The following is a 19,775-nucleotide window of genomic DNA, read 5'->3' on the forward strand; positions in this document are numbered from 1 at the left end:
ATTTTGAAATTAAAGCTAAACCACAACAAAATTACCTTAAATAGGTAAAAATCTGTCAATAAAGTGAACTTTTGGTGTCAGAAGTCCCCCTATTTATGGTTGGGGAATGCTAAATTTTATGTCTAATTCTGTAATCACTGTAACCGTCAAGTTATTTGCTGCCTACCAAGAAGCCTATGGGGTATCAGAACTGGTGCTGGAACTTCCCAATGGTACGCCGGTTAGAGCAGTATGCGATCGCTTAATTGCTGAACATCCAGAACTCACTAAATTACGAGATTTCACTCGCTTTGGAGTTAATTTAATATTTGTCGAACCGGATACCGTACTAAAAAACGGGGATGAAGTAGTGTTAATTCCACCCGTCAGCGGTGGTTAAAACAAGAGGCGATCGCCTCTGAGATTAGATTAAAGTTAAGCTGAGGTTAACGATGCCCAAAGCTAACAACGTTTAACAAACCATAGCTAGTTTTGGCAATACAATCATTATCTCAAGACAAAATCTGGAATTATAACTTTGAGGAATATTTATAATGATAATCTTGTAGATTATCATTATTTTCTATTTTAAAGAATTAAAAACCAATCTCCTGTTTTCCAAACTGAAATTCCGTTGCCATATTCTGTTACAGCAATGATAAAAATAGGTTAACGCTATTTAATAAAAGCGTTAACCTATCACTGTGGATCGCAAGCGTTATAATTGCGGATACTTATTTTTGGCAACAAAAAACGCAAATGAACGCTGCAATCAGCTTCTTTTTTTTCCTGCTTCCAATTCTTACTAGCCTTTGGATAGCCCAAGTATCAAACCCCCTGTCTTCTTATCAGCCTCTTCACGTCATTGATGGCGCAGGTTTATACACCAAACAATTAACGAATGGCAACATAGCTTATTTACAAGTTATTAACCTCAACAAAATCCATATAGACCAGCTGATCGGGGAGGTAGATCAGATGGGTCAGAAACAAGGGAAATATTATAAAGGAGAAGGTGGATATTACAGCCCTTTTTTTGAAAATAAGTTGTTTAGTGAAGTAACCGATGAGTATAAACAACTGTATAGTGACAACGTTTTTTCCATTATTAACTGTTCTTTTTTTGAGCAATATCAATCAAGTACGCAGTTATCCTTCCCTATTAAACTCAATGGCGTAGTTATCAGTGGGGGAAATAGTCCCTACGGGCCGATTAAGGAACCAAAAAATCAGTTTTATCGCACAATTCGCCTGAAGGCTTTGGTTTGGGATGATAAGCAGGCATACATTACAGATTATGACCCAGTTAGTGGTGCGCCTCTCAACCAAAAAAAGGTAAAAAATGCGATCGTTAGTTATAAATATAGTGACCATCCAGCGAAAGTATTAGCCCAAAATCAAGTAAATAAATATCAAGTTATCGGTACTCTCGACAAAGATGGTAGTAAGGGTAATGAACAACTGTTGATTATGACGGTGAATCAAACAATCCTAGATGAAGCCGCAGAATTATTACGTAAATTAGGCGTTAAAGGAGATATCATCACCGTTGACGGTGGCAGATCAACTTATCTTTTCAATTCCAAAATGGGGAATATTGTTTTACCCCAACTGTCTAATCTCCAAGAAAATCCTACATTTCGACATTTACCGCATTACCTGGGATTTCGCAAGGCTCGAACTCAAAAGCTTGTACCGCAAATATTAATTGATCAGCCGATTGGTAAAGTACAGGTTGAACAAAATCGACCTTATCTAATATTGTGGCGAGATAATCTTGATAAGGATGTGTCGATTAAGTTGTATGATCGCAGCGACAAAATTATCCAAGATATTTCTACTCGTACTGCTAGCGATGGAGTTCATGAGTGGACACCGCAGATTCCTGTAAAAGAAGGTTATATGATTCGTGTGGCTAGCCGGGAAAACCAGAAGATTGTCGGAAATTTACAATTATAAAACTATGGGTTAATCGGGGACAGTGGGAGCAAGATATAGCCAGTGATTATTGGTAGTTTTAGCAACCACAATCGACACGGATAAATCAGGATGTTCCCATCATCCCTATAAATAAATTTAGGGGGATTTCCTTCTACCCTCAGCAAGACAGCATAGCTACCATCTCAGTTTTATTTATGAATTAGATGATTTATCCTGCTTTACTTTTTTGATTAATTCCATGTAGACATTAATTTCACTAACTTCTATATCATGTTCAACTCTAGTTACTTTCCATTTCTCCTTCTTTAGGTAAACTTCCTCTCCGATTCTGGGAATAAATTGTAGATCATAAAATTTTTTGAGAAAATCTTTTTGATTTTCTTCCCAGAATATTACTTTAACTACTTCTTTGCTCATTGGTTATCCTTTCTTTGTTACTAAATGAAAGTCCGTAGTTTGATGACATACCTTCGGCAAGTTTATCTTACTAATTCAACCTCATAGCGTAGTGAAAACCACATTATTTACTAATACTCATTAACCTTGTGTGTTATTCACTCTAAATTCACAGTAAAAATACCCAAGTTTTTCTACCAACAATTCGTAACCTACTTATATCAGAAAATACTTCTAATAATAGATGGTTTGATGATAGGGAAAGGGATAATTCTGAAAGACCTGATTTTCTCTAACCAATTACTGACTAGGAGATGATTTTATGAGAACCAGAAAGCTAGGCAAGCAAGGGTTAGAAGTTTCAACTATCGGACTTGGTTGCATGGGAATGTCTGAGTTCTATAGTGGTCGTGATGAAATTGAGGCGATCGCCACCATCCATTGCGCTTTGGAACTTGGGGTAAACTTCCTTGACACAGCAGATATGTATGGGTCGTTCACCAATGAGCAATTAGTAGGTAGGGCAATTAAAGAGCATCGAGATCAAGTAATACTAGCAAGCAAGTTTGGCAATGTCCGCACTGAAGATGGTGGTTGGAAAGGGATTAGTGGCAGACCAGCTTGGAGGAGAATATTGCAGCTACCGAAATTACCCTGACTGAACAAGAGTTGAATCGACTTGAAGCAGTTGCACCCAAAAATGTGGCAGCAGGTGAACGCTACCCTGATATGAGTACTGTTAACCGTTGATCCATCTGAGTGCTGGAGTATTTTTTCAGATTTTGCTTTTGATGAGCGATCGCAGGACTTACGCATTGTAAGTCCTAAAACTGCGTAGGCGTAGCTCGCCGCACGCATCGCGGCATCTGCATTACAACAAGATTGAGTACAACAGTTAAGAGAACTACGCTAATAACCCTATCGTGGTTTGGGAAAGTCTATTTAGGAGCTAAAGACGAATATCTGATGTCTGGCGACAATAAGCAGAGCTTCTACGCAGTTTTAATCCATATCTTTAGAATTCCCGCAACTCTCTCATACACAACAGAATCTGAGTTTGTTATCGCAAAGTTGCAATTTCGCAATCAACACTGTTTTTAGTGGTAGAAAATGGAAGAATAAAATTAAATAGCTCAACAAAAGCCTCTCAACAGAGTCGACGGTGTTGCCGTGATCGGAATTGTTATTGTTTCTCACAGTAAACAGCTAGCGCTTGGCGTCCAGGAACTTGCAGCACAAATGGTTAAGGGTCAAGTACCTCTGGCGATCGCAGCTGGGATTGAAGGCTTGGAAAATCCATTGGGTACAGATCCTGTCCAAGTTTATGAGGCGATCGCCTCTATCTTCACCGATGATGGCGTTCTGGTGTTAATGGATACAGGCAGCGCCTTGATGAGTGCAGAAATGGCCCTAGAGTTTCTGCCACCAGAGCAAAGAGAAAAAGTTTATCTGTGTGAAGCACCTATAGTAGAAGGAGCGATCACTGCCGCAGTTGCCGCTGCATCTGGTGGGGACATTCAGCAAGTCTTAGCAGAAGCACGGGGAGCATTAGTAGCGAAAGCAACACATTTATTTGCGCTTGGTAGCCAATCGTCAGTTGTTAGTAGTGATGACCAATTGACAGCCAACACAGAATTCTCAACCAAAGAAATCCGCTTAACTGTTCGCAACCGCTTGGGATTACACGCCCGCCCCGCAGCACAATTTGTGACCACAGCAGCCCGATTTAATTCGCAAATCTGGGTGCAAAATGTCAGTAGAAGTAGTGTTGCTGTTCGCGGTGACAGTATTAACCAAGTCACAACATTAGGAGTACGTCAAGGACACGAACTGGCGATTATCGCTATTGGTGCTGATGCTGATGAAGCTTTGGCTGCATTACAAGCATTGGTGACAACTAACTTTGGCGAAGATGATAGTACTTGGGAACCATCAATAGCAGAGAACGAAGCTAGCCCACCAACTCACGGCGAACTGGCTGGAATTGCAGCTTCTCCAGGGGTGGCGATCGCACCTGTTATTCATTATCAACCCGCCGCAGTTACTGTTACGCAATACCACGTAGAAGATGTTGAAGCTGAGTGGCAACGTTTACAGGCAGCTATTGAAACTGCCCAACAAGAAATTCAAACATTATTCTCACAAGCGGCTATTCAAATTGGTGATGCGGAAGCCTCCATCTTTGTTGCCCATTTGTTGTTTTTAGAAGATCCAATACTACTGCAAGCTGTTCGTCAGCGGATTTGGGAACAACATTTAAATGCAGAAGCTGCTTGGCAAGCGGTAGTCGATGAGGTGGCAACTAGCTACCACATCCTAGAAGATTCTTACCTACAAGAGCGAGTTGAAGATGTTGTAGATGTCGGGCAAAGAGTATTACGACTACTAGCGGGTAAATCTGTAAATTCTCTAGAATTAGCTGAACCAGCGATTTTGGTAGCCAGCGATCTAACTCCCTCTGATACCTTGGGATTAGACCCGACAAAGGTGTTAGGCATTTGTACAACTTCAGGTAGCGCGACTTCTCACAGTGCAATTATTGCTCGGACATTAGGTATACCCGCAGTTCTGGGCGTAGATGCAGAGGTATTGTACCTAGAAGATGGTACGCTCATGGCACTCGATGGTGAGAGTGGTAAAGCTTGGGTAGAACCAGAACCAAATATCTTGGGTGTACTAGAAGCCAAGCGAGAAGCATGGCAAACTACTCACCAGCAAGCACAAGCCAAAGCACATCAACCAGCGATTACCCGTGACGGTCGCCAAGTTAGCATCTTTGCGAATATTGGCAGCATAACTGATGCTCAAATGGCTGTAGCAGCTGGGGCTGAGGGTGTAGGATTGCTGCGTACAGAGTTTCTTTATCTAGGCCGGACAAATGCGCCGACGGAAGAAGAGCAACTAGCAGTGTATCAGGAAATCGCCCAAATTCTGGATCAGCGGCCGTTGATCATTCGTACCTTAGATGCTGGTGGTGACAAACCACTTCCCTACCTCAAAATAGCGGTTCCAGAAGCTAACCCATTCCTTGGCTGGCGAGGAATTCGCTTTTGTTTAGATCATCCAGATTTCTTGAAAACTCAATTCCGGGCAATTTTGAGGGCCAGTGTGGGACACAAGATAAAGATAATGTTGCCGATGATTGCCAGTGTAACTGAGCTACGGGCGGCTAAGGTAATTCTGGCTGAAGTGCAGGCTGAACTGCGCCAAGCAGATATTGCTTTTGATGAAGCGATGGAAGTTGGCATCATGGTAGAGATACCTTCAGCTGTAGTCATGGCTGATAAATTGGCGACTGAAGTAGATTTTTTCAGCATTGGAACTAATGACCTTAGCCAGTATGTCATGGCTGGCGATCGCACTAATCCACGAGTTGCAAATTTAGCAGACGCCATGCATCCAGCAGTGTTGCGGATGGTGCAGCAAACCGTCCAAGTTGCCCATAAAGCAGGCATTTGGGTAGGGTTATGTGGTGAACTAGCAGCAGAACCTTTAGCAACACCAATTTTATTAGGTTTGGGATTGGATGAATTGAGTGTAAATCCTCATGCTGTACCTACACTCAAACAGGCGATCGCCCAATTAACTGTAGCAGAGGCAGAGGCGATCGCTGCATCCGCATTACAACAAGATTCCGCAGAACAGGTAAGAGAGTTAATCTCTAGCTCATTTAAATAAATACTAAATATTCATTCCGTAAACTACAGCCAGAAATGATTCTTTTCTGTGGTTGTGTTGCAAAAAATTTTGAAAAATAAAAGATTTAGACAGTAGAAGTAATCCTTTAATGTATCCAAGCAGTTTTTTATAAGTAGGTAAATGTGAATTTTTCTACTTATTTTTTTACATAGCCCACTTTTTTAGCTCTATTAGGATATGATCCCCAAGTAAAATAACCCTAGTAGAACAAATATAAAAGCTTTATGAATAATCATTCTGATGCTAGTCTCTTAGATGCTGAACAATACAAAATTTATGAGTTTCAAGAAAACGAGTCTGCAAAAGTACCAGGTTATTTAGTCGTTAGTACTGCAACACTCAATGTTGAAACAGAAGAAGAACACTCTACTATAGATTTAGCAAAAGTTAATAATAGAAACTTTTTTTATCTTAATGATAGTCAACCTGCAACGTCAACCAAAAGCATGATTGACAAAATTGCTAGACGTTTGATAGAAAATGAAGAACCAGAAATTGTCATAAATATTCATGGATATAGTTCAACACCCTCTGATACAGAGAAAGGCTGTAAAAAAATTTACAATTATGTTAATGAACATATCCAGCAATCAAATAAATATATTTTTATTGGCTATAGATGGCCGTCTGAAAATCCCTTTAAAAAAGACGATTCCGGTACAGTTAAAGAAAAGCTAGGTTATGCAATCTCTGCCTTACCACGTTTACTATTAGGCATTTTAGTGACTGGGCTAACAGTTAGCATATTGTCTACCTTGGTTTTATTATATGTAAATTTATTGCCGCCTAGTGTTATTCATTTTTTGACAATTTTATTAATTATTTCTGGTATTGCGACTTCAGCAGTGCTAACAGTGATGTTTTTGAGAATTTCTAGCTACTTTAGAGATGTCTATAGAGCTAGTAATTATGGCGTTATAGATTTGGTAGAGTTGCTGAGACAGCTAGATTATTCTATAGATAAATTAGGTTATAAAAAACGGGTAAAATTATCATTTATTGGTCACAGTTTGGGCTGCTTTGTACTCACAAATGTAATTCGTATTCTTTCTGATGTTTTTGACGTTCAATCGATTAACAAAAAACCTTCTTCTGAAATTGGACATGCCTTTTGTTTAGGAAGACTTGTTTTAGTTGCACCTGATATTCCTGTAGAAACTATTTTGCCAGGACGAGCCAATTTTCTACGTTCTTCCTTACGTCGTTGCGAAGAAGCTTATATCTTTTGTAGTGAGGGAGATTTAGCTTTGCGATTAACCTCTACAGCCGCAAATTACTTTAGTTTCCCAGCTAAAACTCGCATTAGTGGTTACAGACTTGGTAATGTCACTGTTAGTCATTTCCGTAACTCCAACGATACGGTTGGTCATGCACCGAGATATGGAATTGTTAACTTTTTGCCGGATAGCTACACTGAAGATTACGACATTGATCGCCCCCACAAATATCTAGAAATTCGTTCTTCTAACAAAGAACATAACAACCTTACAGAAATGCGGACATTCTCCGAAACTGAAGTGGAACCCGCAGACTTATTCACTTACTTTGACTGCACAGATTACAAAGATGATCCGAGTCAGGATGCAGGAATAGTCACTTATGCTCTACAAAAGCCAGCTATCAACTTTTGGGATTATGTTGTTCTCACATTTGCATTTCTGGGTAAGGCTGGGAGTAACAATGGTTCAAAAGGTATTGATACTCATACTGGTTACTTTCAGGGTAAATTTACCCAAAAAGCTATCTACGAATTAGCCTTTCTCGGATTTGACGGATTTATATCATCTTTGTCAGCCGAGGGAGAAATGGAAGACAAAATTTATGCTTTCTCTGAGGAGTGTCAGAAAAAACAGATTCAAGTTGTTCTGAGATCAAAGCTGAAATCAATGTAGAGTAGGCATTGCCCACCATATCCTGGTTTTGGTGGGCAATGCCTACCCTACTGGAAATATGTATACTTAACAACAGCTATTTCCAACGTCGGCAATGACCATCAAACCCCAAAAAATCTTGCCCCAAAAAATTTTAATACTGGCAGCAAATCCCAAGCAGACGGTACGATTGCGGCTGGATGAAGAATTGCGTGATGTTAAGGAAGGGTTGCAAAGGTCGCTAAATCGGGAAAACTTTGAGTTGCGGTATGATTTGGCAGTACGTCCAAGGGATATTCGCCGCGCTATTTTGGATTATCGACCAAATATTATCCACTTTTCTGGGCATGGTGCAGGGGTTCAAGGATTAGCTTTTGAGGATGACACTGGATTTGAACAGCTAGTCACGGGAGAAGCATTAGCTGGGCTGTTTGGACAGTTTTCTAAACAAGTAGAATGTGTGCTGTTGAATGCTTGTTACTCGGAAGTTCAAGCAGATGCTATTTCCCAACATATTAATTATGTGATTGGCATGAACGATCAGATTGGGGATAAAGCCGCGATTGAGTTTGTTGTGGGTTTTTACGATGCAATTCTGGCTTACAATCCCCAATATGATGAAGGTTCGCCTGTGGAGTTTGCTTTTAATATTGCGCGGAATGCCATTGAATTAGCTGGTGTATCTGGCGAGTCGATTCCTGAACTTAAAAAAAAACTAATTTAACTCTGCATCACGTTCCTTTAGGCAATCTTACCAACGTCCCAGAATTACCACCACACTTTTTACCTCGTGAAGAAGAACTTTCACCCTTAAAACACAAAGTATTTTCGCCAACAAAACAACCTGTGGGGGTTACAGGGAAAAGTCGCCGTGTTGGTGTGCAAGGAATGGGCGGAATTGGCAAAACAGTCTTAGCTACAGCCTTGGCGCGGGATGAAGAAGTCAGAAAAGCGTTTCCTGATGGGGTGTTTTGGATAACATTTGGACAAACGCCCCAGATTTTAACTTGGCAATCCTATCTTGCCTCTGCGTTGGGAGACAAGCAAGCGGCTTTTACCGAGATTGGATTGGCAAAAGCGCGGTTGCGGGAGTTGTTTGCAGATAAAACTTGCTTGCTGATTTTGGATGATATTTGGCGTTTGGATGATGCGACACCGTTTGAGGTGTTGGGGGAACGCTGTCAAATGTTAGTTACCACCCGTGATGCAGCGATAGTTACGGGGTTGGGAGGGGAAGAATATCAGCTTGCGGTTTTAGATGCACAACAAGCCTTAGCACTTTTGGCAGATTGGGCAAATCAACCGGAGATGATGCACCCCACACAGCAAAATGATGTCGTTTTGCAGGTAGCGAAGGAATGTGGCTATTTGCCCTTAGCATTGGCGATGGTGGGCGCGATGATGCGGGGGAAACCGCCAAATCGCTGGCAGAATATTTTAGAAAAACTGCGGAGTGCTGATTTAGAGAAAATCAAACAACAGTTTCCCGATTATCCTTATCCCGATTTACTCAAGGCGATCGCGGTCAGCGTGGCAGCTTTGGATGAGAATTGCCAACAGCGATATTTAGATTTTGCGGTCTTTCCTGAAGATACACCGATACCAGAAGCAGTTTTGCAGACTTTTTGGCAACCTTTGGGGTTAGATGAGTTTGATACCCAAGATGTGATTGATGAATTGGTGAGTAAATCCCTAGCTTTGCGGGATGAAGCGGGAAATTTGCGGTTGCATGACTTGCAGTTTGATTATGTTAGAAAGCAGTACTCCGCTTTAGTAAAAGAAAGTGAAGGCATAGGGTTTTTACACAATCGCCTGTTAAATGCTTACAGCGAAAAGTACCCCCAAGGCTGGCATAGTTTAGAAAATGACGGCTATATCTTGGAAAATTTAGCTTATCACTTGGTGGCAGGGGGAAGGGAAAAAGAATTACAACAACTGCTGTGTAATTTTCGCTGGTTGCAGGCGAAGTTGGAGAACATCAATATTAATGCTTTGCTAGCAGATTATGATTTTTTGCCGGAGGATGAGAATTTACAGTTAATTCAAGGTGCATTGCGACTGTCGGCACATGTTTTAAATTTAGATAAAAAGCAATTGCCACAGCAATTATTAGGGCGGTTGCTATGTTTTGAAAGTTCAGAAATTCAGGCATTGTTAACCCAAGCGCAGCAATGCAAAACCCCTTGCTTGCTTCCCCAAACAGCAAACTTTATTCTCCCTGGTGGCCCCTTGGTACGTACCATACTGGGTCATAGTGGCTCTATATATACAGTCGCCCTCACCCCAGATGGCAAGTATATAATTTCTGGTTCCGATGATAAGACTATAAAAGTCTGGAATTGGCAAACCGGTGAAGAAGTGCGTACTCTGGCGGGTCATGACGACTATGTACGGGCAATCGTCCTCACCTCAGATGGCAAGTATATAATTTCTGGTTCCCATGACACCACTATAAAAGTCTGGAATTGGCAAATCGGTGAAGAAGTGCGTACGTTGACAGGTCATACTGGCTGGGTAAATGCAGTCGCCCTCACTCCAGATAGCAAGTACGTGATTTCTGCTTCTGCTGACAAGACCTTGAAACTCTGGGATTGGCATACTGGAGAAGTACTGCGTACCTTAACAGGTCATACTAAATCAGTAAATGCAGTCGCCCTAGCTTCAGATAGCAAGTACGTGATTTCTGCTTCTGCTGACAAGACCTTGAAACTCTGGGATTGGCATACTGGAGAAGTACTGCGTACCTTGACAGGTCATAGTGAAAGAATAACAGCAGTCGCCCTCGCCCCAGATAGCAAGTATATGATTTCTGGTTCCGATGATAAGACCCTGAAAGCGTGGAATTGGCATACTGGAGAAGTACTGCGTACCTTGGCAGGTCATACTAAATCAGTAAATACAGTCGCGATCATCCCAGATGCCAAGTATATGATTTCTGGTTCCGATGACAAAACATTGAAAGTCTGGAATTTGGATACTGGAGAAGAACTGCGTACCTTGAAGGGACATCGTTACTGTGTCAATGCAGTTGTCCTCACTCCAGATAGCAAGTATATTATTTCGGCTTCCGGTGACAGAACCCTAAAGGTTTGGAATTGGGAAACCGGAGAATTAATTACCAGTTTCATAGGTGAAAGTGTAATATATTGCTGTGCTATTGCACCCGATGGGGTGAAAGTTGTTGCTGGTGATGCCTTAGGACGGGTGTATTTTTTGCGGTTGCAAGCCACAAAAGAGTAATTCGTAGTTCGTAATTCGTAATTCGTAATTAAGAAAATGAAATTTGGTTTGGGTTAAGGGGGTTGTGTCTGTAACCAGTTGTGGAGAATTGAGATAATATCGAGTCCGGCTATATGATTGTGATTGCGAGTCAAGCAAAGTAATTCTCTAATTGTGCGATCGCCTCGATTAATTTCATTCTACTTGCAATGATTTTTGATAAATAACTCATCGGTCGTGATAAAAGTGCGATCGTTCAGGCTTAAAGGTGCAATTTCCGAGTTCAGAGGCGCAACGTCCGAGTTCAAAGGTGCAACTTCCGAGTTCAAAAGTGCAACGTTCGAGTTCAAAGGTGAAACTTCCGAGTTCAAAGGTGCAACGTCCGAGTTCAAAGGTGCAACGTCCGAGTTCAGAGGTGCAACGTCCGAGTTCAAAGGTGCAACTTCCGAGTTCAGAAGTTCAAGTTTTCAGCTTCAAGCACAAATAATCTAGTAAATTGGTGATGTGTCTTATTTTTGAAATTATATATATCGCCTATGCGCTACGTTGTCAGCCCGCCCTGCAATAAATTGCGGGCTAATAGCTCAAGTCTACTAAAGTAGACTGGGATGCTTTTTAGTGTATTCAGTAGACTGATGTTATTAGTGCGGGAACTGATTTCTAAATGAAGCGAAGAGGCAAGATTTTGAGGGCTTTTGTGAGGTGGGCAGTGTTTATTCTACAGATGGACGAGTGCGAATCGCAGCTAAAATCAAATTGTTGAGCCACAAATTCTGAATTGTTTGCCAGACACAATAATATGACCGAAACTGCGGAAAAACTTAAGCTTCAACTTTCTCAACTCTCTGTGCAAGACCGTGCTGAACTCGCTCACTTTTTAATTCATTCTTTGGATGAAGATACAGATGATGATGTAGAGGCTGCTTGGGATACAGAAATAACTAAAAGGTTGGATGAGATTCATCAGGGGACAGCCATTGGCGAACCCTCAGAACAAGTATTTTCTGAACTCCGAGAAAAATATTCGTGAAATTTGTTGTTATCCACACTGAAGCTCGAAAGGAGCTTGATGATGCAATTGCTTATTATGAAAGCCAAAAGGCTTGGGGCTTGATCTATTATCTGAATTGGAGAAAGTTATTGGGAAGATTCAGCAAAATCCCAATTTAGGAACGCCATACAAAATTGAGGGGGTACGTCGTTACGCTATTCAACGTTTTCCCTATCTAATTTTTTATTCAGAGCTGGAAGATGTTATTTGGATTATCTCGATCGCACATGGAAAGCGCAAACCTGATTACTGGAAAAATCGCCAGATTGAGTGAGATGCGATCGCTTTATTGACTATCACCTTACCAATTGGGCGGCGGAGTTAAAAAACTGACGACACAATCCTTTAGTAACTAAAAGTGTTGTGAGCAAGTTAGCAAAAGCAACCATAAACATCAGTAAAATTTCATAAGATACAGCCTCAAGAGGTGTTACCCCAGCCAATAGTTGTCCGGTTGTGATTCCTGGTAGTGCAACCATACCGATGAGCATCATTTGATTTAGAGTTGGAATCAATCCGGCGCGAATAGCTTCTCTGCGGTACTGGGTAACGGCTTGCTGGGGAGTTGCGCCTAAGCTCAAATGAGTTTCTATTTCTAAATGCGATGAATTGATAGTATTTACGAGGCGTTCTCCGGCGATCGCAGCTGCATTCATGGCATTACCCAACACTATCCCTGCTAAGGGAATCATATACCTTGGTTCGTACCATCTTTCTGGCTGAACAATCAAAAAGTTGCTATAAAGCACCGTCAGCGCCGTACTCACAAAAATTGACCCCCACACCCAAGGCAATACACGGGGAACTTTTTGGCTGATGCGGTTTCGTGCGACAATCGCCGTAATCGTCAGCATTACTGCTAGAATCGCCAAAACTGCCCAAACATTGTCCAAAGCAAAGATGAAGTCGAAAACGTATCCCAAAACGAGTAGTTGGAGAATAGTTCTTCCGGTAGCGAGGGCTAAGTTCAACTCTAGACCTAATTTTTCCCAAGCAGATAAACCAATAGCGATCGCCATTAAACCAATTGCGATCGCCAAATCAACCAAATCCAGCTTAATCAAATCTTGCATTGGTTATCTACCTCCTGGGAATTGGGCATTGGACATGGGGCATTGGATGAAGAGGACAAGGAGCATGGGGGATGGGGGGACAAGGAGCAAGATTTAATCATAGTTCTTTCCCCTTGTCCCCTTGTCCTCTTGTCCCCTTGTCCCCTTGTCCCCTTGTCCCCTTTTCCCCTTGTCCCCTTGTCTCCCCTGCTCCCTGCCCCTCTACCTTTGCCTTTTTTACGGAAATCATGTTAGCCTGCCCTATAAAATAATCTCAGTATAAATCCGTGACAAGGCGTATTTTGAGCAACAGTCTTCCCTAGCTCTTTGATTAACAATTCAATCAGCAACAATTGACCGTCGAAGTGCATCTTTTGTATCTCCAGATCAAATAAAAACTCATGATCCAAAGTGTAAATTCCGTTCCTGCCTTTGATATCAAGCAGCAATACTCCACTCTAGAAGCAGAGGTGAGTGCGGCTGTCTTGGAGGTTCTGGCTTCTGGTCGTTATATTGGTGGGCCTTTAGTAGAAGGTTTTGAAAAACAGTTTGCCGCTTATCATGGTGTAAGTGAATGTGTAGCTTGTAATTCTGGTACTGATGCACTTTTTCTCTCGCTACGAGCCTTGGGCATTGGTGCAGGTGATGAAGTAATTACTACAACTTTCACTTTTATTGCTACGGCTGAGGTCATCAGTGCAGTGGGTGCAAAGCCGATTTTCGTTGATATTGATGCTTCGTTTAATTTGGATTTGCAGCAAGTAGCAGCAGCGATTACACCGAAAACGAAAGCGATTATCCCAGTTCATCTGTTTGGGCAACCTGTAGACATGACAGCGCTGATGGCGATCGCCCAGTCTCACAATTTGGCAGTAATTGAAGATTGCGCTCAATCCACAGGAGCAACTTGGAATAATCGAAAAGTCGGCAGCATTGGACACATTGGATGCTTCAGTTTTTACCCCACTAAAAACCTTGGTGGCTGCGGCGATGGCGGAGCAATTACAACCAATGATCCAGAGATTGCCAGCAAACTGCGAGTACTGCGGGATCATGGTAGCAAAGTTCGCTACATTCATGAAGAAATCGGTGTAAATAGCCGCTTGGATGCGATACAAGCAGCGATTCTGGAGATTAAACTGCGTTATCTCGATAATTGGAATGAACGACGACGAGCGATCGCAGCTTATTATCACCAATTCCTCAGCCAAGTTCCCGGTATCATCACCCCTGAAGAATTAGCTGGCGGCGTTGGGGTATGGAATCAATACACTATTCGCATATCAGGCCAGGGGCGGAACGGTGCTACCGCCAAATATCGGGACTCAGTACGTCAGCAATTGCAGGAACGGGGCGTGAGTTCAATGGTTTATTATCCCCTGCCTTTACATTTGCAACCGATTTATCAAAGTTTGGGCTACCAGCCAGGGGACTTACCAATAGCAGAGCAAGTCTGCCATGAGGTCATATCTCTACCCATGTTCCCAGAACTGACACAACAACAGCAAGACCAGGTGATTTATGCGCTGAAGGATTGTTTGGGGTAAAGAGGACTTAAAGACATGGGGACGCGGGGACGCGGCGAGTAGATTGTTCTTGCATTCTCCGCGTCTATCTCATCTTAATCCGCCATTTTTCTGTTAGGCTTTCTCCCACAGACCATTACAGGAGTAAAGACGCTAAAATTTACAGCAGTTAACAAAGGTTAGATTAATGAGTCCGTCACTGGAAAAAATTTTAAACGAGATTGAGCAACTGACTCCAGAAGAGCAATTGACAGTGATGGGACATTTGGTAGAACGTGTGAAGAAACATATCACCCAAACGCAACCAAAACGCAAGTGGAGCGATTTGAAAGGTATGGCTTCCTATCCGCTATTGGGTGAAGATGCTCAGGAATGGGTTTCGCGGACTCGACGTTTCGCAGATGAGCATCGAGAACGGTTGTTGCGAGGAGAGTAATGCGGATTAGTGATGCGTTAACTGGAGTTTCTCGCTTATTTCTCGATACAGCACCCGTAATTTATTTTGTAGAACGCAATCCGCAGTTTGTGGATTTAGTCGATCCAATATTTGATAGTGGCTGCCCTCTCCTCGTAGGCTATGGTGTACACACATCTTCATGCTGGGAAGAAAAAATCATCTGATCCCCCTAAATCCCCCTTATGAAGGGGGACTTTAAGAATTTTCCCCCCTTTTTAAGGGGGGTTAGGGGGGATCAAAACGTTGTAGGGCAAAGTTTATAAGACTTGTGTGTACACCGTAGCTCCTCGTAGGAGAGGGTTAGGGGGAGAGGTTATTCCAGGGCTACTGATGTTCTAGACGATCGCCCGGCTATTGGCAGTTGCCAAAGCTTCTACCAAGCTACGGACAGCAGCAATCATGGCGACTTCGCTGTTGAGTTGGTTAATTGCAGAACCAACACCAACACCAGCTGCACCAGCGGCGATCGCTAGTGGGGCTGTGACGCTAGAAATGCCGGAAGCACACAATACTGGTACTGAAACCGCGCGGGAAATCTCAAAAGCTGCTGCCAAGGTGGGGGCAGCTTTTTCAATTAAGCCCAAGGTTCCAGGGTGCGCGGGGTTGCTGCTAGTGCCGCCTTCGGTTTGGATAATATCAGCGCCAGCTTTTACCAATTCTTCAGCTAGTTGTACCTGTTGATCTAGTTCCAGAATGTGAGGAACGGTAACAGATAAGGTGATTTCGCTCAGTAGGGCACGAGTTTGGTGAGTTAGTGCTAGCACTTCCTCAGCTTCAAATCTACGTCCTTGAGCATAGAAAGAATCGAAATTTCCGATTTCAATTAAATCTGCGCCAGCTGCCACAGCTTGTACGAATTTTTCTGGCTCTACTGCTGATACGCAGATGGGTAAATTGGTTAATTTTTTAGCTAACTGAACTAAAGCAGGATCGGCAGCAATATCAACAAAAGTAGCACCGCCCAAATCAGCCGCTTTGATAGTAGCAGCGACGTGATCGCTATCAAAGTTATTTAAACCGCTGATCACTTTCAGGACACAGCGGTTAGTAAATGCACGTTGCAAAGAAGAATGCATTGTCATAGTTCGTCTTTTGAGGCTACGAAAATTAGGTATATTCTACCGTCCCTGAGTTATAGGGAAATATATATTACTACTGTTATTGTCAAATCTTGATAGTTTTGTCCCCTTGTCCCTATTCCCCCTTCCCCATTTCAGCAGACGAATATCGAAGGGTAACTTAACTGTAAAAGTGCTACCTTTACCTAATTCACTTTGCACATCTAAGCTACCGTGGTGTGTCTGGACAATTGCTTGAGCGATCGCTAATCCTAATCCAGAACCGCCAGTGCTGCGAGAGCGATCGCTATTTACCCGATAAAAGCGATCAAAAATCCGAGTTAGTTCTGGCTGAGGAATCCCAATGCCTGTATCTTGCACCTGAATCACAGCATAATGGTCATTGCGGTCTAGGCAAACCGTTACCTTGCCTCCTGATGTGGTGTATTGAATGGCATTGACAATTAAGTTAGAAAACAGGCGATAAAGCTGATCTTCATTGCCGACAACATTCAGTGGATGGGAAACCCGGATTGAAGATGTTAGTGTGATATCGGCTGCGAGCGCTAAAGCTGCAAATTCCTCTATTAAGTCGTTGATAATATCATCCAAACAACAAATTTCACATTGCATTGGCAGTGATTGGCGATCCAGGCGAGTCAGCAGCAGTAAATCTGTCACCAAAGTTGTGAGTCGCTGATTTTGACGTTGTGTAGTTCGGAGAATTTCTCGCGCTTCCGTTCCATCTAGGTGAGACATCATCAGCGCTGATTCTACTGTCGCTTGAGTTGCGGCTAAAGGAGTCCGTAATTCATGTGCTGCATCGGCTGTAAATTGTTGAACTTGCCTATATGAGCGATAAATCGGTTGCATTGCTAATCCTGCTAACCACCAACTCGCAATACCAACCAGAAGCATTACAATTGGTAATCCCAATGCTAAAGTGAGTTTTACCGCAGCAAGATAACTCTTGAAATCCGCAAGACTTCGCCCTACTTGAATGTAACCCCAATCACGATTTTCTTGGGTGTGCAGCACAAAAGAAATTTGATGATAAAAGTTGCCTTTGCTATCTTTCAGGGTTTGCCAAAGTTCCTTGTTAAAAACTAAGGGTAATTCCTCTGGATAGTTACCTGCGATAGCAATTAAGCGTCCTGAATTATCGAAAAAGCGTACATAGTAATTGCTTTGATTGATAGCGCTTAAAATATGACGTTTAGAAATTGATTGTTCTTGAATACAATTTTTACCAATTACACAAATATTAGGTAAAAGCTGCTGTATTACTGGTTCCAATTGACCAGGATTTTGTAGTTTCAGTTCAATAGTATCGTGTAAAGTTCCTGCCACAGACTCCAGTTCTCGATCTAATGTCATCCAATGGGCATGGGAGATTGCTCTGTAGATGCCGAATCCGCACAGGCTTAAAATCAAAGCCATGACAAGTGCATACCACAGTGCCAAACGTAGGCGGGTTTGCTGAAACAGTTTATTTTGATTCATAAGCAATACCTTCGCCAAAAAAAGAGGATGAAGAGAGGGCGCTCACACACCAGCGATTTTCTCTAACAAAAAGCAAGCGGCGCTACCTGGAGCAGAAGCAACACAAGGCAAGACTTTAAGGTTTATTGATGGTAATACAAACCTTGGGCAGCGCGTTGCGGGGGTTCTCCCCGCAACGCGCTGCCATGTCATCAAGAAGGACGTTACGTAATTAATTTTTTGAGCAAACGATAAAAGCGATGGTTAATCCACATGTGCAATTGCCATTTTTAATACCTCAACAATTCCTCAACATAAAAAACTTCTAGTGAGGGAAATTATAGAGCTAGTTAAATATGGTCTCCTTAATCCAAAGGATAATAACGTGTTACTGGCCCTGACTGCTCAATAGTGTAGATTTGAAGTATCGATTCTTCAGGGCCAAGAACCTTGCTTGCAGGCACAACACCACCTGGTTTCCCACTTGGTACTTGTACAAAAGCAGGTTGACCATTATATCCACCTATTATTTGTGCAGCTTCAAGATCATTCATATCAGCCCAGAGAGTTGATTCCTGAAGATTATTAATATTAATCATGATTTCACCTTAAGCAAATCTAATTTTTGACACAAATATCATACTACTGTTTATGTCTCTCTATCACCTCGAAGCCTTATCCATCTCACTAAAAAAGCTGAGAAGGATTGTTGGGATTTCCTGGATAAACAAGCAGGTAACTTAAAATTCCCACTTTGTAAATGGTCAAGTCTTCCTGATTGGCGTTTTCTGCCTATAACTAGGAGCGAACAGGCATCAACTATTCTTAATGAACTCAATGCATTCGTACATGTTTAACCATAAATAGAAAAGTCAACAGTGAGATTCAAACGATATCCCATCCCATGCAAAGTTTCAATTATGTTCTCGCAGCCACTATTAGCTAGTTTGCGACGCAGCAATCGCATTTGCGCTGCTACTACATTACTAACTGGTTCTGCGCTGACTTCCCAAAGCTGATTGCGAATTTGTTCTGTGGTAACAATTTGGTTTGGGTGCTTCATAAAATACTCTAGTAGCTGAAATTCCTTATTTGTTAGAGGAATTTTTTGTTGATTTCCCGTAGGATTATGACTAACAACTAAATTGTTGCCATAATCTAGAGTTAGGTTGCCAACAGTTAATTTCTGGGGCTGAAATTGGGGCGATCGCCTCTGCAATGCTCGCAATCTTGCTAATAATTCTGCCATGCCAAATGGCTTGACTAAATAATCATCTGCACCTGCATCTAGCCCAGCAACTTTATCTTCCATACTGTCTTTGGCTGTCAGCATTAACACAGGTAAAGGATTTTTATGATAGCGTAGCCGTTTGCATAACTCTAATCCTGATATTCCTGGTAGCATCCAATCAAAAATAGCTAGTGTATATTGTGTCCAGCTATTTTCTAAATATGCCCAGGCATCGTTACCATCTAATACCCAATCTACTAAGTATTTTTGTTGTGTAAGAGTTCGCTTAATAGCACTACCTAAATCTGGTTCATCCTCTACTAGTAGCACGCGCATAAATTTTATTCATGGAAATAATTCGTAATTGAATTAATCAATCTCCAATTGTAGCGACTGTCTCATATCATCTTCGGTTGATCAGTTATAAAATGTCATTGCGAGAGCAACGAATGCGAACAAGATATTAAAAGTAAGCGCGATCGCGCGGAGTGCAGACGCCTAAAGGCGTATCGTTAACAAAAAACCGCGACTGGGAGCATTGAAGGAACTAAGGAAGGCTGCGTACTGATTCGGTGGTGTCCGGTACGGGTAGGCTGAAGCCAAAAATGTCAAGGCGGAAGTTGCTACAGACTGCGCGTAACACGGAAACGTCAAGGCGGAAGTTGCTACAGCCTGCGCGAAACACGGAAACGTGAAGGCAGAAGCTCTTACAGGGAAGACGGAAGTTGCTACAGCCTGCGCGAAACACGGAAACGTGAAGGCGGAAGCTCTTACAGGGAAGACGGAAGTTGCTACAGCCTGCGCGAAACACGG

Annotated in this window: 19 protein-coding genes; 12 read left to right on the plus strand and 7 right to left on the minus strand. The window is 42.3% G+C overall.

Going from position 1 to position 19,775, the window contains the following annotated elements; translation table 11 throughout:
* Positions 1 to 118 precede the first annotated feature (118 nt).
* Together AC5JL8_RS34700 and AC5JL8_RS34705 are read left to right on the plus strand one after the other, a co-directional pair.
* Entirely contained in the window at positions 119 to 379 is a 261-nt protein-coding gene (locus AC5JL8_RS34700; protein ID WP_495884223.1) for a MoaD/ThiS family protein, read from the plus strand.
* 359 nt (positions 380 to 738) lie between these two features.
* Complete coding sequence (locus AC5JL8_RS34705) at positions 739 to 1,938, plus strand: hypothetical protein (RefSeq protein WP_495884224.1); 1,200 nt, start codon at positions 739 to 741, stop codon at positions 1,936 to 1,938.
* Positions 1,939 to 2,112: 174 nt separating this feature from the next.
* On the opposite strand, the gene AC5JL8_RS34710 is transcribed toward AC5JL8_RS34705, so the two are convergent.
* Positions 2,113 to 2,337: a hypothetical protein gene (locus AC5JL8_RS34710; protein ID WP_495884225.1), complete on the minus strand. Its 225-nt coding sequence runs from the start codon at positions 2,335 to 2,337 to the stop codon at positions 2,113 to 2,115.
* Between the two features lie 301 nt (positions 2,338 to 2,638).
* Between AC5JL8_RS34710 and AC5JL8_RS34715 the strand changes: the two genes are divergently transcribed.
* From AC5JL8_RS34715 to AC5JL8_RS34735, 5 genes are all read left to right on the plus strand, one after another.
* Positions 2,639 to 2,974, plus strand: coding sequence for an aldo/keto reductase (locus AC5JL8_RS34715; protein ID WP_495884226.1), 336 nt, complete (start codon positions 2,639 to 2,641; stop codon positions 2,972 to 2,974).
* A gap of 512 nt (positions 2,975 to 3,486) precedes the next feature.
* Positions 3,487 to 5,994: a phosphoenolpyruvate--protein phosphotransferase gene (gene ptsP, locus AC5JL8_RS34720; RefSeq protein ID WP_495884227.1), complete on the plus strand. Its 2,508-nt coding sequence runs from the start codon at positions 3,487 to 3,489 to the stop codon at positions 5,992 to 5,994.
* Positions 5,995 to 6,239: 245 nt separating this feature from the next.
* Positions 6,240 to 7,907, plus strand: coding sequence for an alpha/beta hydrolase (locus tag AC5JL8_RS34725; protein WP_495884228.1), 1,668 nt, complete (start codon positions 6,240 to 6,242; stop codon positions 7,905 to 7,907).
* Positions 7,908 to 8,001: 94 nt separating this feature from the next.
* Positions 8,002 to 8,610, plus strand: coding sequence for a CHAT domain-containing protein (locus AC5JL8_RS34730; RefSeq protein ID WP_495884229.1), 609 nt, complete (start codon positions 8,002 to 8,004; stop codon positions 8,608 to 8,610).
* A 122-nt stretch (positions 8,611 to 8,732) separates the two neighbouring features.
* Positions 8,733 to 11,126 carry an NB-ARC domain-containing protein gene (locus AC5JL8_RS34735; RefSeq protein ID WP_495884230.1) on the plus strand — a complete coding sequence of 798 codons (2,394 nt, stop codon included), beginning with the start codon at positions 8,733 to 8,735 and terminating at the stop codon, positions 11,124 to 11,126.
* Between the two features lie 179 nt (positions 11,127 to 11,305).
* Here AC5JL8_RS34735 and AC5JL8_RS34740 read toward each other — a convergent pair whose 3' ends face one another.
* On the minus strand, positions 11,306 to 11,539 hold the full coding sequence (locus AC5JL8_RS34740; protein WP_495884231.1) for a hypothetical protein: 234 nt from the start codon (positions 11,537 to 11,539) through the stop codon (positions 11,306 to 11,308).
* Positions 11,540 to 11,904: 365 nt separating this feature from the next.
* On the opposite strand from AC5JL8_RS34740, the gene AC5JL8_RS34745 reads away from it, so the two are divergent.
* Positions 11,905 to 12,135 (plus strand): addiction module protein, encoded by a 231-nt coding sequence (locus AC5JL8_RS34745; protein WP_495884232.1) that lies wholly within the window; start codon positions 11,905 to 11,907, stop codon positions 12,133 to 12,135.
* A 97-nt stretch (positions 12,136 to 12,232) separates the two neighbouring features.
* Entirely contained in the window at positions 12,233 to 12,430 is a 198-nt protein-coding gene (locus AC5JL8_RS34750) for a type II toxin-antitoxin system RelE/ParE family toxin (RefSeq protein WP_495884233.1), read from the plus strand.
* 22 nt (positions 12,431 to 12,452) lie between these two features.
* Here the strand turns inward: AC5JL8_RS34750 and AC5JL8_RS34755 are convergent, their stop codons facing one another.
* Complete coding sequence (locus tag AC5JL8_RS34755; RefSeq protein WP_495884234.1) at positions 12,453 to 13,229, minus strand: ABC transporter permease; 777 nt, start codon at positions 13,227 to 13,229, stop codon at positions 12,453 to 12,455.
* A gap of 380 nt (positions 13,230 to 13,609) precedes the next feature.
* On the opposite strand from AC5JL8_RS34755, the gene AC5JL8_RS34760 reads away from it, so the two are divergent.
* The 3 genes from AC5JL8_RS34760 to AC5JL8_RS34770 all read left to right on the plus strand — a co-directional run bounded on the left by AC5JL8_RS34760 (position 13,610) and on the right by AC5JL8_RS34770 (position 15,355).
* Positions 13,610 to 14,755: a DegT/DnrJ/EryC1/StrS family aminotransferase gene (locus tag AC5JL8_RS34760; RefSeq protein ID WP_495884235.1), complete on the plus strand. Its 1,146-nt coding sequence runs from the start codon at positions 13,610 to 13,612 to the stop codon at positions 14,753 to 14,755.
* A gap of 166 nt (positions 14,756 to 14,921) precedes the next feature.
* Positions 14,922 to 15,170: a hypothetical protein gene (locus AC5JL8_RS34765; RefSeq protein ID WP_495884236.1), complete on the plus strand. Its 249-nt coding sequence runs from the start codon at positions 14,922 to 14,924 to the stop codon at positions 15,168 to 15,170.
* Positions 15,170 to 15,355 (plus strand): hypothetical protein, encoded by a 186-nt coding sequence (locus AC5JL8_RS34770; protein ID WP_495884237.1) that lies wholly within the window; start codon positions 15,170 to 15,172, stop codon positions 15,353 to 15,355. The genes AC5JL8_RS34765 and AC5JL8_RS34770 overlap by 1 nt, the downstream gene beginning before the upstream one ends.
* 171 nt (positions 15,356 to 15,526) lie before the next feature.
* On the opposite strand, the gene AC5JL8_RS34775 is transcribed toward AC5JL8_RS34770, so the two are convergent.
* The 4 genes from AC5JL8_RS34775 to rppA form a co-directional block, all read right to left on the minus strand.
* On the minus strand, positions 15,527 to 16,273 hold the full coding sequence (locus tag AC5JL8_RS34775; protein ID WP_495884238.1) for a DUF561 domain-containing protein: 747 nt from the start codon (positions 16,271 to 16,273) through the stop codon (positions 15,527 to 15,529).
* Between the two features lie 36 nt (positions 16,274 to 16,309).
* Positions 16,310 to 17,752, minus strand: a complete 1,443-nt coding sequence (rppB, locus tag AC5JL8_RS34780) for a two-component system sensor histidine kinase RppB (RefSeq protein WP_495884239.1) — start codon at positions 17,750 to 17,752, stop codon at positions 16,310 to 16,312.
* 344 nt (positions 17,753 to 18,096) lie between these two features.
* The gene (locus AC5JL8_RS34785) at positions 18,097 to 18,330 is read right to left on the minus strand and encodes a hypothetical protein (protein WP_495884240.1); all 234 of its coding nucleotides are present in this window, start codon (positions 18,328 to 18,330) and stop codon (positions 18,097 to 18,099) included.
* Positions 18,331 to 18,584: 254 nt separating this feature from the next.
* Positions 18,585 to 19,298, minus strand: a complete 714-nt coding sequence (rppA, locus tag AC5JL8_RS34790; protein ID WP_495884241.1) for a two-component system response regulator RppA — start codon at positions 19,296 to 19,298, stop codon at positions 18,585 to 18,587.
* Between the last annotated feature and the right edge of the window lie 477 nt (positions 19,299 to 19,775).

It is taken from the genome of Mojavia sp., from assembly GCF_059505145.1.

Excerpts from the sequence above, each read along its gene's own strand:
- AC5JL8_RS34700 (WP_495884223.1), top strand. The coding sequence starts at position 119 with ATGTCTAATTCTGTAATCACTGTAACCGTCAAGTTATTTGCTGCCTAC.
- AC5JL8_RS34705 (WP_495884224.1), top strand. The coding sequence starts at position 739 with ATGAACGCTGCAATCAGCTTCTTTTTTTTCCTGCTTCCAATTCTTACT.
- AC5JL8_RS34710 (WP_495884225.1), bottom strand. The coding sequence starts at position 2,337 with ATGAGCAAAGAAGTAGTTAAAGTAATATTCTGGGAAGAAAATCAAAAA.
- AC5JL8_RS34715 (WP_495884226.1), top strand. The coding sequence starts at position 2,639 with ATGAGAACCAGAAAGCTAGGCAAGCAAGGGTTAGAAGTTTCAACTATC.
- AC5JL8_RS34725 (WP_495884228.1), top strand. The coding sequence starts at position 6,240 with ATGAATAATCATTCTGATGCTAGTCTCTTAGATGCTGAACAATACAAA.
- AC5JL8_RS34730 (WP_495884229.1), top strand. The coding sequence starts at position 8,002 with ATGACCATCAAACCCCAAAAAATCTTGCCCCAAAAAATTTTAATACTG.
- AC5JL8_RS34745 (WP_495884232.1), top strand. The coding sequence starts at position 11,905 with ATGACCGAAACTGCGGAAAAACTTAAGCTTCAACTTTCTCAACTCTCT.
- AC5JL8_RS34755 (WP_495884234.1), bottom strand. The coding sequence starts at position 13,229 with ATGCAAGATTTGATTAAGCTGGATTTGGTTGATTTGGCGATCGCAATT.
- AC5JL8_RS34760 (WP_495884235.1), top strand. The coding sequence starts at position 13,610 with ATGATCCAAAGTGTAAATTCCGTTCCTGCCTTTGATATCAAGCAGCAA.
- AC5JL8_RS34765 (WP_495884236.1), top strand. The coding sequence starts at position 14,922 with ATGAGTCCGTCACTGGAAAAAATTTTAAACGAGATTGAGCAACTGACT.
- AC5JL8_RS34770 (WP_495884237.1), top strand. The coding sequence starts at position 15,170 with ATGCGGATTAGTGATGCGTTAACTGGAGTTTCTCGCTTATTTCTCGAT.
- AC5JL8_RS34775 (WP_495884238.1), bottom strand. The coding sequence starts at position 16,273 with ATGACAATGCATTCTTCTTTGCAACGTGCATTTACTAACCGCTGTGTC.
- rppB (WP_495884239.1), bottom strand. The coding sequence starts at position 17,752 with ATGAATCAAAATAAACTGTTTCAGCAAACCCGCCTACGTTTGGCACTG.
- AC5JL8_RS34785 (WP_495884240.1), bottom strand. The coding sequence starts at position 18,330 with ATGATTAATATTAATAATCTTCAGGAATCAACTCTCTGGGCTGATATG.
- rppA (WP_495884241.1), bottom strand. The coding sequence starts at position 19,298 with ATGCGCGTGCTACTAGTAGAGGATGAACCAGATTTAGGTAGTGCTATT.